The organism is Rhodoferax lithotrophicus (assembly GCF_019973615.1).
GTDB classification, from domain to species: domain Bacteria; phylum Pseudomonadota; class Gammaproteobacteria; order Burkholderiales; family Burkholderiaceae_C; genus Rhodoferax; species Rhodoferax lithotrophicus.
The window spans coordinates 4247124-4260026 of record NZ_AP024238.1 but is presented as its reverse complement, the minus strand read 5'-3'; the positions used below and the strand labels follow the sequence as shown (position 1 = coordinate 4260026).

General features: G+C 52.8%; 11 protein-coding genes and 2 tRNA genes. 9 read left to right on the top strand and 4 right to left on the bottom strand.

Going from position 1 to position 12903, the window contains the following annotated elements:
- Window positions 1-19: 19 nt before the first annotated feature.
- Together LDN84_RS19610 and mutY are read left to right on the top strand one after the other, a co-directional pair.
- Window positions 20-1978 carry a dynamin family protein gene (locus tag LDN84_RS19610; protein ID WP_223905114.1) on the top strand — a complete coding sequence of 653 codons (1959 nt, stop codon included), beginning with the start codon at window positions 20-22 and terminating at the stop codon, window positions 1976-1978.
- Window positions 1975-3039 (top strand): A/G-specific adenine glycosylase, encoded by a 1065-nt coding sequence (gene mutY / locus LDN84_RS19605; RefSeq protein WP_223905112.1) that lies wholly within the window; start codon window positions 1975-1977, stop codon window positions 3037-3039. The genes LDN84_RS19610 and mutY overlap by 4 nt, the downstream gene beginning before the upstream one ends.
- Here the strand turns inward: mutY and rapZ are convergent.
- The 3 genes from rapZ to LDN84_RS19590 are packed head-to-tail and all read right to left on the bottom strand — an operon-like array spanning window position 3036 to window position 6479.
- Window positions 3036-3926 (bottom strand): RNase adapter RapZ, encoded by an 891-nt coding sequence (gene rapZ, locus LDN84_RS19600; RefSeq protein ID WP_223905110.1) that lies wholly within the window; start codon window positions 3924-3926, stop codon window positions 3036-3038. The two genes, mutY and rapZ, sit on opposite strands and share 4 nt — an antisense overlap.
- A complete protein-coding gene (gene recN, locus LDN84_RS19595) occupies window positions 3916-5580 on the bottom strand; it encodes a DNA repair protein RecN (protein ID WP_223905108.1) in 1665 nt (554 codons plus the stop codon). Before recN ends, rapZ begins: the two co-directional genes overlap by 11 nt.
- Entirely contained in the window at window positions 5577-6479 is a 903-nt protein-coding gene (locus LDN84_RS19590) for an NAD kinase (RefSeq protein WP_223905106.1), read from the bottom strand. Before LDN84_RS19590 ends, recN begins: the two co-directional genes overlap by 4 nt.
- Window positions 6480-6507: 28 nt before the next feature.
- Between LDN84_RS19590 and hrcA the strand changes: the two genes are divergently transcribed.
- The 7 genes from hrcA (at window position 6508) to rhtB (ending at window position 11808) form a co-directional block, all read left to right on the top strand.
- Entirely contained in the window at window positions 6508-7512 is a 1005-nt protein-coding gene (hrcA, locus tag LDN84_RS19585; RefSeq protein ID WP_223905104.1) for a heat-inducible transcriptional repressor HrcA, read from the top strand.
- 24 nt (window positions 7513-7536) lie between these two features.
- Window positions 7537-7613: transfer RNA gene (locus tag LDN84_RS19580), tRNA-Ile, on the top strand.
- Window positions 7614-7904: 291 nt separating this feature from the next.
- A tRNA-Arg gene (locus LDN84_RS19575) sits at window positions 7905-7981 on the top strand.
- 268 nt (window positions 7982-8249) lie between these two features.
- Window positions 8250-9287: a dihydroorotase gene (gene pyrC / locus LDN84_RS19570; RefSeq protein ID WP_223905103.1), complete on the top strand. Its 1038-nt coding sequence runs from the start codon at window positions 8250-8252 to the stop codon at window positions 9285-9287.
- A gap of 1 nt (window position 9288) precedes the next feature.
- The gene (locus tag LDN84_RS19565; RefSeq protein ID WP_317134804.1) at window positions 9289-10113 is read left to right on the top strand and encodes a DUF3025 domain-containing protein; all 825 of its coding nucleotides are present in this window, start codon (window positions 9289-9291) and stop codon (window positions 10111-10113) included.
- A 110-nt stretch (window positions 10114-10223) separates the two neighbouring features.
- Window positions 10224-11099, top strand: coding sequence for a protease HtpX (gene htpX, locus LDN84_RS19560; RefSeq protein ID WP_223905101.1), 876 nt, complete (start codon window positions 10224-10226; stop codon window positions 11097-11099).
- A gap of 79 nt (window positions 11100-11178) precedes the next feature.
- Complete coding sequence (gene rhtB / locus LDN84_RS19555; RefSeq protein ID WP_223905099.1) at window positions 11179-11808, top strand: homoserine/homoserine lactone efflux protein; 630 nt, start codon at window positions 11179-11181, stop codon at window positions 11806-11808.
- 92 nt (window positions 11809-11900) lie between these two features.
- On the opposite strand, the gene LDN84_RS19550 is transcribed toward rhtB, so the two are convergent.
- Window positions 11901-12776, bottom strand: coding sequence for a pirin family protein (locus LDN84_RS19550; protein ID WP_223905097.1), 876 nt, complete (start codon window positions 12774-12776; stop codon window positions 11901-11903).
- Between the last annotated feature and the right edge of the window lie 127 nt (window positions 12777-12903).

The following is a 12903-nucleotide window of genomic DNA, read 5'->3' as shown; positions in this document are numbered from 1 at the left end:
GTGCAAGCACGGAGGCGCTTTGGGAACTTCTTTTAACGAAAAATTTGATCAGCACAGCGTGTGGCGCCATGAGTTTGCCTTGCGTCTGAAGTTGCTCGCGCAATGGCTCAAAGAACAAGACTTGCTGGATGCATCGGTGGAGGATCGTTTGCTTCGCTTGGAGGCTCAGGTTCGCGTGGACAAAGTGATGGTGGCTTTTGTCGCTGAGTTTTCACGTGGCAAATCTGAACTGATCAACGCCATATTTTTTGCCGATTATGGTCGACGTATCATGCCCGCCAGCGCAGGGCGAACGACCATGTGTCCGACTGAGATGGGTTATGACCCTGATGTACCCCCTTGTTTGCGTCTATTGCCGATTGAGTCGCGATTGCGTCCACAAAGCTTGATGGAATGGCGCATGGTGCCTGAAAAATGGGAGCGTATTGATCTAGATGTCTCCAACCCCAAACAGCTGGCAGAGTCATTTGCCAAGGTGGCGGAAACCCGACGAGTGACCCATGAGGATGCCAAGGCTCTTGGTTTCTGGCAAGAAGACGGAAGCTTGCCTAGTGCGTTGATTGATGCCAAGGGTTTGGTTGAAGTGCCCAAATGGCGACACGCATTGATCAATATTGCGCATCCATTGCTTAAGCAAGGGTTGGTGATTTTGGATACCCCCGGACTTAATGCCATTGGGGCTGAACCTGAGTTAACGGTGAGTTTGATTCCACAAGCACAAGCCATTGTCTTTATCCTGGCTGCAGATACGGGTGTAACGCAGTCAGATTTGTCCATTTGGCGCGAGCACTTGGTTAAAGATTCTCGGGATGCCTCCACTCGTGTGGTCGTACTCAATAAAATTGATACGCTGTGGGATGCTCTGGATACCCCGCAACAGGTTCAGCAGCAAATTCAGAGGCAACAAGAAACCACCGCAGAGATTTTGGGTGTACCAGTCAATCAGGTTGTGGCCGTTTCCGCTCAAAAAGGGCTGTTGGCCAAGGTCAATAATGATATGACTTTGCTCAAGCGGAGTTGCTTGTCGCATTTGGAAGATGCTCTCAGCCAGGGCATCATGGGGCGCAGACAAAAGATTCTGGCTTCTGCGGTTGCACGTGGTATCGCAGACTTGCGCAGTGAAACGGCACGTGTAGTGCACATACGTCGACGTGATGTGACCGAGCAACTTTTGGAGCTCAAGGGGTTACAAGGTAAAAACGTCCCGGTGATTAAAAACATGCGCGCACGCATTGCACAAGAGCAGGCTGATTTTGATGCCGGCGGGGTCAAAATTCATGCGGTACGCTCGGTTCATATGAAGTTGCTGCGAGATATTTTTAGCTTGCTTGGGCCCACAAATTTGCGTGCTGAGATGGCTGAATTGACGGCAGTCCTGACGCAAAAAGGATTTAAGCTGGGTATTAAGAAGGCGTATGGGGAGACTTTTGACAAGCTCCGGTTCAATTTGCAGCAGGTTCATGCCAAAGGACTTGAAATCCATACGATGCTTCTGGCCACCTTCATTCAGCTCAATACGGATTATGGTTTCTCGTTGCAAGTGCCAGAAGAGCTGGAGATTGAAACCTATCTAAAGGATCTCGAGTTGGTTGAGCGCAGTCATGTGCAGTATCTTGGCTTGGGTAATGCCTTCCGGCTGGCACAACCGGCATTCGCGGATCGATTGGTTCGCGCTCTGTCAACGCGCTTGCGGACCATTCATGAAGCTGCGTTGGCGGATATTGAAGCATGGAGCAAGTCTGCAGCCTCGCAATTGGATGCGCAACTGCGTGAACGCCGCAAAAATTTTGCCCGACGTTTGGAAGCTATTGACCGTATTGCACAGGCATCCACAGGACTGGATGAGCGAATTTCTGATGTCAATCAACGTAATGCCGATTTGGATGGGGTTGAAGCCAAATTGTCCGAGCTTACCGATCACCTGCTGAACATGACTGCACCAGCGCGCTTTGGGATTGCTTTGGATACGACGGTTTGAGTAATCAAGGTGTTTTGACGCTCGTGCCGGACGAGTTTCTGTCGCAAGCCGTTGTGGCTTGGCAGTCTTCTAATGGTCGGCATGACCTACCTTGGCAAAATACGCGTGATCCTTATCGGGTCTGGCTGTCTGAAATCATGCTGCAGCAGACTCAGGTTGGAACCGTCCTAGCTTATTTTGAACGGTTTTTAGGCAAGTTTCCGCATGTGGCAGCCTTGTCTGATGCTTCGTTGGACGAGGTGTTGGGTTTATGGAGTGGTTTGGGGTACTACAGTCGCGCACGTAATATGCACCGCTGCGCTCAAGAGGTGATGCATCGGTACGCAGGTGTGTTTCCGCAAACGGCTCAGCAATTGCAAGCCTTGCCTGGTATTGGGCCATCCACGGCAGCAGCGATTGCTTCATTGTGTTTCAGTGAACGGGTCGCGATTCTGGATGGCAATGTCAAACGGGTTTTGACACGGTACCTCGGCTTTGCATCAGATTTATCTGTGGCGGGTAATGAGCGGCAATTGTGGCAATTAGCTAACTCTTTGCTGCCGCATACTGATTTGATCAACGCCATGCCTCGTTACACCCAAGGCATGATGGATTTGGGGGCCACACTGTGCACCCTCAGAAAACCCGCGTGTGCATCTTGCCCTTTGCAAAATCGGTGCGTAGCCAATTTGCAGTCCAATCCTTTGGCTTTTCCAGTGAAAACACGGCGTATCAAACGCAGCGCCCAATCCATTTGGATGCTTTGGGCACGTACTGATGAAGGGGCGTTGTGGCTGGAGCCGCGGCCGACTCCCGGTGTTTGGGCTGGGTTGTATTGTTTTACCCTGTTTGATACCCGGCAGGCTTTGCTGGCCGCAGTGCCTGATGCATATCGTGTGCATCTGATTGATTTACCCGTTGTGAAGCATGTGCTGACGCACAAAGATCTGCATTTACACCCGGTGCAGCTGGAATTGCCTGGCACGTGCTCTCCTAACGTCTCTGGGGCCTGGTTTGAGCCCACACAGTGGGAGCAACTGGGCATGCCTGCCCCCGTGCGCAAGTTATTACATTCGTCCTAGCGCGCATCCATTTCACGGTGGCGCTTGAGGGTGCTCCATTTTTGGCAAAACAGTGTGTTGAGCTGCTCTACTATGTACACCGAACGGTGCTGTCCTCCGGTACAGCCAATGGCCACGGTGACATAACTACGATGGTTGTGAGCCAATGCGTCGAGCCAGTTCTCCAGAAAATCGTGAATTTGCGCCAGCATGCGGGTCATTTCAGCATCTTGTTGAAAAAATTTGATGACTGGCTCATCACGGCCAGTGAGGGCTCTCAGCGTAGGCTCGTAATGCGGATTGGGCAGCATGCGTACATCGAACACGTAGTCTGCATCACTGGGGAGGCCGCGCTTGAAAGAAAATGACTCAAACACCAGAGTCATTTGTTGATTGGTGACTGAAATAATGTCTTTGATATAGCTTTGTAGCTGTGTAGGCCTGATGATGCTGGTATCAATCACATGTGCATCGGCACGGAGTTCACTGAGTAGTTCGCGCTCAAGCTCAATGGCTTCAGTTAATGCGTGGCGTTGATCCTCTTGTGCTGAAGTTTTCTGGTATTCAGACAAAGGGTGGCGTCGGCGTGTTTCAGAATAACGCCTGATCAACATATCGGTATTGGCATCCAGAAAAATGCTGTCCACATGAACGCCTTGTAACTTGAGTGCCAGGAGTTGCTGTGGCACCAGCGGCAAGGAGCTGGCGCTACGCACATCCATGGCAATGGCCAATTGGTTGGTTGAGCCCGTTCGCTCAAGTGATATCAAAGAGGACAGCAATTCGGGGGGCAGGTTGTCTACACAATAAAAGCCCAAGTCCTCAAGTGCATGCAGCGCAACCGATTTGCCAGAGCCTGACATGCCTGTAAGAAGCACCAAATGGAGCGATGTAGGGTCAGTGGTCATGGTTCGAACCTTGGGCTTGTAGCATATCGCGTGCGTGTGCCACCGTGCTGTTCAACAGGCGTTCCCCTCCCAACATACGTGCCAGCTCGGTCACCCGTTCTTCATCAGCTACACAGGTCACTTGACTGAATGTGCTGGTGCCCTGCGTCCGTTTACGTACCACCAGATGATGATCAGCACAGGCTGCAACTTGTGGCAGATGCGTGACAGCGAATACTTGACGGTCAGCGCCCAGTTGATGCATGAGTCGCCCAACGGTTTCTGCGACGGCCCCCCCCACCCCGGAGTCAACTTCGTCAAAGATCAATGTTTGCGCACTGCCGAGTTGGCTGGTGGTGACTGCAATGGCCAAAGCGATGCGTGAAAGCTCTCCACCAGAAGCTACTTTGTTGATCGGACGTGGAGTGCTTCCGGCGTGTCCCGCTACCAAAAAACTCACTTCTTCCAGCCCACTTTGAGTAGGGTGGGTGTGTGGTTGCAAGCTCACTTCAAATTGGCCGCCTTGCATGCCCAGCCCTTGCATTGCTTCGGTGATCGTTTGACTTAGTCGTGGTGCATGTTGATGTCGCTCTTTCGAAAGCAATTTAGCTTGGTTTTGATAAGCCAGCCAAGCTGCGTCTTGTGCTTTTTCGAGCCCTTGCAGATCCGATGCCAACTCCAGCTTGGATAATTCGGCCCGCCAGTTAGACAACAACTCGGGAAGATCTTCCGGGTGTCGCTTGTAGCGCTTGGACAGTGATAACCAATGGCTCATTCGCTCATCGAGCTCATTCAGGCGCTGAGGGTCTAGTTCTGTTTTTCTCAGATAAGAGCGTAGCGTATGAACAACATCTTCCAGTTGCACAAGACTGGATATCAAAACCTCGGATAGCGCCTTGAATACAGGTTCTATATGCTCATTTTTTCGAAGCAAATCAAGGCTGCCTCCAATGCGGCTTAGCGCACTGTCATCGGCTTCATCCAGGGAGATCAGAATTTGTTGTGTTGCATCCAGCAAACCTTGTGCATTGGAGAGTCTGGCGTGTTCGGCGTTCAGGGAGGGCCATTCATCGGAGCCTGGAGCCAGTTTTTCCAGTTCACCTATTTGCCAAATCAGACGTTCACGTTCCCCCAGTAATGTTGATTGAGATGCTTGGGCTTGGGTCAGTCGGTCTTGCGCAGATCGCCAGGCTTGCCAAGTGGCTGCTGTTGCTGTGGTTGATATCTGTGCGTAGGCATCCAAAAGTGCACGAACAGCATCTGCACGAGTCAAGCTCTGCCATGCGTGTTGACCATGAATGTCGAGCAATTGTTCACCCAAGGCTCGTAGTTGGGTGGCTGTGGCTGGGCTGGCGTTGATCCATGCACGGCTTTTGCCCTGGGTATCGACGGTACGGCGAAGCATCAGTGTGGTCTCTTGATCAAACCCGGCAACATCAAGCCAATGCAAAATATCGGGGGAAGTATCAAACTCGGCGCTGACTTCGGTTCGTTCGCTGCCTTCGCGAATGACATTTACATCAGCTCGTCCACCAGTGACGAGCTGTAATGCGTCAATCAAAATGGATTTCCCGGCACCAGTCTCGCCTGTCAATACCGTAAAGCCATCTGCAAAATCCAGATCAAGCTCGCGCACTATCACAAAGTTGCGCAAGACAATGCGTTTAAGACTCACGTGGGGGTTACTCCTTCGTTCCAGTGCAATTTTTCCCGTAAAGTATCAAAGTAAGACCAGCCTTTAGGGTGGAGGAAGCGCACATGGTGTTCAGATCGTTCCACTTCAATGCGGTCACCATGCATCAAAGAAGCCAGAGATTGCATGTCAAAACTGGCGCTAGCATCCCTTCCTGCTACTATTTCAATAGCTATTCGTGACGTATTAGCAAGCACAATAGGTCTATTTGATAGTGTATGTGGTGCAATCGGCACCATTACCCAGCCTGGAATCGATGGATGCAGCAACGGACCGCCGGAAGACAATGCATAAGCGGTGGAGCCCGTGGGTGTTGCAATGATCAACCCATCCGCACGCTGGTTGGCAACAAAATGGCCGTCCACTTCAACGCGAAGTTCCACCATGCCGGATGTTGCTCCCCGATTGACGACCACGTCGTTCATGGCCATCGCCCTGTAAACGCAATGACCATCTCGGATCACCCTTGCATTGATCAGGCTGCGGTGGTCTTCTTCGTATTCGCCGCGCAACATCCGTGCAAGGTTGTCAGAGAAACTGTCATAGGGAATATCAGTAATGAAGCCCAATCGCCCTTGGTTAACACCAATCAAGGGAACACCATACGATGCCAACTGGCGACCTATACCCAGCATGGTGCCGTCACCTCCTACCACCAGTCCGAGGTCGCATCGAGCGCCAATTTGGGCCACATTCAGAACTGGATAATCAGTCAAACCCATGTTGTGGGCCGTGTCGTGCTCTATGACTACCTCACAGCCCAGGTCTTCAAGGAATTGCAGAATGGCCTCCAGCGCGCTGCGAGAACTGCTTCCGGAGGCCCCCGAAGCAATGGTTTGGTATTTGCCGATCAATGCCACGTGATGGAAATTTGACTTCATTGGTAAATTACATCACTAAAATGAAACGATGCTGGATGACCGTGCCAAGTTATTGTTGAAAGCGCTTGTTGAGCGTTATATTGCCGATGGGCAGCCTGTGGGGTCACGCACCTTATCTCGAGCATCGGGTTTGGAGCTTTCGCCAGCGACCATTCGCAATGTGATGTCGGATTTGGAGGAGTTGGGTCTGATTGCCAGTCCGCATACATCAGCTGGGCGTATTCCAACTGCACGGGGCTACAGGTTGTTTGTGGACACCATGCTGACAGTGCAGCGCGGTCATTTAGGGGATCATCGTCTGGCCTCAGATCAGCCGCAAAAGGTGATTTCTAACGCGGCCAATTTGCTGTCTAATCTTTCTCAGTTTGTTGGCGTAGTGATCGCTCCAAAGCGTACTTCGGTGTTTCGGCACATTGAGTTTTTGCGTTTGTCTCAGCGTCGCTTGCTCGTCATCATTGTGTCGCCTGAAGGCGATGTGCAAAACAGGGTCATTTTTACTGAAGTCGATTTTTCTCAGGCTCATTTGGTTGAGGCTGCAAATTATTTGAATGCCAATTATGTTGGCTTGACCATAGAGCAGGTTCATGAGCGGCTCAAAAATGAAGTTGATTCCTTGAGGGTTGAGATTGCCAGCTTGATGAATGCTGCCGTTGCTGCAAATACTGAGGTTTTGTCCGAAACACAGGACGAGGTTGTGATTTCAGGAGAGAGAAATTTGCTGGCAGTGAGCGATTTTTCACACGATATGGGGCATTTGCGTCGTGCTTTCGACCTCTTTGAGCAAAAAGCGCAACTAATGCGCTTGCTTGATGTGACTGGTCAAGCTGAGGGGGTACGCATTTTCATAGGTGGTGAAAGTCAAGTTGTGCCATTTGAAGATTTGTCAATCGTGACTGCGCCCTATGAGGTAGATGGCCAGGTGGTTGGGAAGCTGGGTGTTGTGGGGCCTACGCGTATGGCATATGACAGGATGATCCAAATTGTGGATATCACCTCTAAATTGGTCAGCAATGCGCTGAGCCATCACAAGTAGCCCCTTACAATTACGGGCTAGGTCGGGCCGTTAGCTCAGTTGGTTAGAGCAGAGGACTCATAATCCTTTGGTCCACAGTTCAAGTCTGTGACGGCCTACCATTGTTTATAAGCCTCAGAGTCCATTTGGGTTCTGGGGCGTTTTTACATTTCATGCTTCATTTCTATAATTTTCCAAAGAGTAATCTTTTTGGCACTTTTTTGCCGATGGATCCGATGAGGTTTTAACTTAAGTATTTGACATGCCGATTCTGAAAGTGGTCAGTCATCTGCTCAGGCGTTTGCTTCATCATCATGTGTGCTGTGGTTACTCGAATATTTCATCATCTTTTTGGTTGCAGATTCAAGTAATGATTGGGGATGACTAAAAAACGTTGTATAATTCACAGCTTAGCGGCTGTAGCTCAGTTGGATAGAGTACTTGGCTACGAACCAAGGGGTCGTGGGTTCAATTCCTGCCAGCCGCACCATAACAACATCGTTATAGAACACAGCTTAGAAATCAAAAGTTTCTAGGCTGTTTTTCTTTGTGCATTTGCTTTTGTACGTAAGTCCTGGTGGGTACTTTTTCCAAGTGACGGGCGAGACAGATTACAAAAAATCAGGTTGGCCCCTTGGTAAGGGATAAAAATACATATCGTTTCTTGAGCATCGATGTGCTTTGATGTATTCGGTGCCAGGTTCTCACAGTACGGGAGTTGGTGTACAAGTCTGCTTCCACTCTTACAAGATTTTCAAATGACAACATTGACGTTGACACGCCCGGATGATTGGCATCTTCATGTGCGCGATGGCGAGGCGCTGAACACCGTGGTACCGCATACGGCTGCGCAGTTTGCCCGTGCGGTGATCATGCCGAATTTGCGTCCACCTGTGACCCATACGGCTCAAGCCCTGGCCTACAAGGATCGGATCGTTTCTGCGCTTGTCCCAGGACAGAAGTTTGTGCCCCTGATGACGCTTTATCTGACGGACAACCTGCCCGCAGATGAAATCGCCAAAGCACATGATGCTGGCCTGGTCGCCGTCAAGCTCTACCCCGCCGGAGCCACGACCAACAGCGATGCCGGGGTGACCGACATGCGCAAGGTCTACCCGGTGCTGGAGGCCATGCAGCGGGTGGGCATGCCGCTGCTGATTCACGGCGAGGTCACCTCCCCCGAGATTGACCTGTTTGACCGTGAAGCGGTGTTTATTGACACCCAATTGATTCCGCTGCGCCAAAATTTTCCCGAACTCAAAATTGTGTTTGAGCACATCACGACCCAAGAGGCGGCTGACTATGTGCAAGCCTCGGATGATTTTTTGGCGGCCACGTTGACCGCTCATCACCTGCTGTTCAACCGCAATGCCATCTTTACCGGTGGCATCCGTCCGCACTACTACTGTTTGCCGGTGTTGAAGCGCGAAACGCACCGGCAGGCCCTGCTTGCAGCGGCGACCAGCGGTAACAAGAAATTTTTTCTGGGCACCGACAGTGCCCCCCACGCGGTGCACCTGAAGGAGCATTCGGCTGGCTGCGCCGGTTGTTACACCGCGCACGCGGCCATGGAGCTTTATGCGCAGGCGTTTGATTCGGTAGGCAAGTTGGACAAGCTGGAAGCCTTTGCCAGCTTCAACGGGGCCGATTTTTACGGCTTGCCGCGCAACACCGGCACACTCACGCTGGCCCGTGAAAGCTGGATCACACCGACCAGTTTTGCTTTTGGTCAAGCCGAACTCAAACCTTTGTGCAGCGGTGAGGTGTTACCGTGGCGGGTCATCGCTGAGCATTGATGTGACAGTGGCTACCCGTGGTTTGGTGCATGGGGTGCAGCCCTTGGGTCAAGATCTTGCCTGCATCGATTGGAGTGCACCCTGGTTGTCGCCATGGCGCAATATGGGAGAACCCATTGCGCGGCGTGTCTCTGTCTTGGGGGCACAACCTGCGGCACTCAATCTGGCCACGCAAAGCGCTTGGCCTGATTCCAGGCCTGTGCCCATTCGGTTTGTACCTCAAGCCGATCTGCCTGCAGGTCAGGCTTATGAACAGTATATTTTTGATAGCGCTCAGTGCCCCACAAGAGAAGGTTTGCACGATTTTTTTAATGGCTTGGCCTGGCTGCACTTCCCGCTGATCAAGCAGCGACTGAACCACCTGCATGTAGCCCAAATTGCCAAGACTGGTATTGCGCCCGTGCGTGGCCCGGCACGGGATGCATTGACCCTGTTTGATGAAAACGCGGCGCTGATGCGTGCCCCCGACGAGCTGTGGGAAGCCTTGTTGGCCAAAAACTGGCGGCGGGTGTTTGTTGACTTGCGCCCGCAGTGGGCCGACACCACTTTGGTGTTGTTTGGTCATGCCTTGCTTGAAAAATTGGTTTACCCAAGAAAATCGATCACAGCCCATGTGTATAGGGCGCATCCAGCTACTGATTGCATAGCAGATATGGACTTCTGGGTGGCTGATAGCCTAAGTGCTGAAAAACTCGCCAGCAAGCCATTTGCGCATTTGCCTGTTCTGGGCGTGCCAGGGTGGTGGCCTGCCAATCAGACACCAAGCTTCTACGACGATACCAGCGTGTTCAGAGCCGCCAGAACCCAAGTGATCATGGCTGGATAAATCGTCAATCTCTGTAGGGAATTGCGCCTGAAAAGCGTTGAAATTTTGCCGATCACCACTACCATTCACGCCATCTCGCGGCCAAGCCGCTTGTTTTTTCAAAGGAAATCATGAAACGCATCATTTTGTTTGTACTGACCAATGTGCTGGTGGTGGCGGTGCTGGGCATTGTGGCCAGCCTGCTGGGGGTGAACAGGTACCTGACTGCCAATGGCTTGAATCTGGGCGCGCTGCTGGGCTTTGCGCTGATCATGGGTTTTGGTGGTGCCATCATCTCCCTGCTGATCAGCAAACCCATGGCCAAATGGACATCTGGCGTGCGTGTGATTAATCAGCCCGCCAATGCCGATGAGGCCTGGATCGTCAACACCGTGCAAAAACTGGCCGAAAAAGCCGGCATTGGCATGCCTGAAGTCGGTATTTTTGAAGGTGACCCGAATGCCTTTGCCACCGGCGCATTCAAAAACTCTGCCTTGGTGGCGGTCAGCACCGGTTTGCTGCAAGGCATGACACATGAAGAAATTGAGGCCGTGATCGCCCACGAAGTGGCGCACGTGGCCAATGGCGACATGGTCACCATGACGCTGATCCAGGGCGTGATGAACACCTTTGTGGTGTTCCTGAGCCGTGTGATTGGTTACGCCGTGGACAGTTTCCTGCGCAAGGGCGACAGTGAAAGCAGCGGCCCCGGCATTGGCTACATGGTCACCACCCTCGTGCTCGACATCGTGCTGGGTTTTGCCGCTGCCATGGTGGTGGCCTGGTTCAGCCGCCATCGTGAGTTCCGCGCCGATGCTGGTGCGGCACAACTGATGGGCCGCCGTCAGCCGATGATCAACGCCTTGGCGCGTCTGGGGGGCATGCATCCGGGTGAATTACCCAAGAGTGTGGCGGCCTTTGGTATTGCCGGTGGCATTGGCCAATTGTTCTCCACTCACCCACCGATTGAAGACCGTATTTCAGCCCTGCAAAACGCACAGGCTTGAGTCTTGATCTCGGGCCAATCGGCCTGACTACCCCGTAACAAGGGCGATCCAGTGGGTCGCCCTTTAAACTTTCTGTGTCATGGAATTTTCTACCTGGTTGACTTTTTTTGCGGCTTCCTGGGCGATCAGCATCTCGCCTGGGCCGGGCGCCATTGCCGCAATGAGTGCAGGGTTGAATCACGGCTTTCGGTATGGCTACGTCATCATTATTGGCTTGGTGCTGGGCATTTGGTCGCAGTTGCTGATTGTTGGGGTGGGTTTGGGCGCGTTGATCGGTGCTTCCGCTACCGCCTTCACTGTGGTCAAGTGGCTAGGGGTTGGGTATCTGGTTTGGCTGGGTATCCAGCAGTGGCGTGCACCCGCGCGGCCCATGGTGGCGCTCTCAGACAGCCAGGAAGTCGTCACCCAGCGCCGACTCGTTCTGCGCGCCTGGATGATCAATGTGGTCAACCCCAAAGGTACTGTGTTTTTGCTGGCGGTGGTGCCGCAGTTCATTGATGTGAGTCAACCACTGTTGCCGCAGTACCTGATCATCGGTACGACACTGGCATTGACCGATATGGTGGTGATGTCCGGCTACACCGCGCTGGCTTCACGGGTGTTGGGTGCGCTGAAGGAGTCGCATCACATTCGCGCCATGAACCGCATTTTTGGTAGCTTGTTTGTGCTGGCCGGCTCGTTGCTGGCGCTATTCAAACGGAGCAACTGAAAACCGCAGAATATCCGCGACGATTCAAATGGCAGCGACCACAAACCACCCTCTCGCCTGACAGGGCAGATCGCGGGCGAGAGGAGTCCCCGTCAGGCGATTTCAGCCAGGCGGCCATCACGGAAATCGCTCAGCGCCTGGTAAATCTCATTCTTGGAGTTCATCACAAACGGGCCATATTGAACAATGGGTTCTTTCAGTGGGAGGCCCGAAATCAGCAGCACTTTGGCGGCTGCATTGGCCTCGATCACCACGCCATCGGTCAGGGGGTCGTTGTTCAGGATAGCCATGCGCTGCACGGGTACAGCCCGGCCCATAATGCTGACTTCGCCGCGGTAGACGTAGATAAAAGCGTTGTGGCTCGCCGGCAGTTTTTGGGCGAAGTGTGCACCAGCGGGCAAGTGCAGATCCAGATAATTGGGCTGTGTGGCAGGGCGTGTGACGGCACCTTCAATGCCATGGCTTTCACCGGCAATCACGGTGACGGCCACGCCCGCTTCTGTTTCAAACTGCGGCAGCTCGGCGTTCTTGAAGTCGCGATACCACGGCAAACGCATCTTCTCTTGCTGCGGCAGGTTCAGCCAGAGCTGGAAACCCTCCATCACGCCCTCTTCCTGCTGCGGAATCTCGGAATGGATCACGCCTTTGCCAGCCGTCATCCACTGCACGCCACCGTTTTCAAGCAGGCCTTCGTGGCCTGCACTGTCACGGTGCATCATGCGTCCGGCAATCATGTAAGTCACGGTCTCAAAGCCGCGGTGGGGGTGGTCCGGGAAACCGGCGATGTAGTCGTCGGCCTTGTCGCTGCCAAAGGCATCCAGCATCAGAAAGGGGTCAAGTCGATGCTGAAGGTTTTGAGTCAGAACCCGCGTTAGTTTGACCCCCGCGCCATCGGATGTTGCCTGGCCCGTTATCAGCTGTTCGACATGGCGTGAGTGCTCAACATGGGGTGTGTGGATGGTGCTCATGGGTATTCCTTTCGCGGTACGGGGCGCTGACATGCGCACGATGAAGGGAACAGCATGTTAAACCGACCAGGGCAGGGCGGATTCATCGATGGATGGACTGTATCTGTGAGCGGTGGGTAGCGGCTAA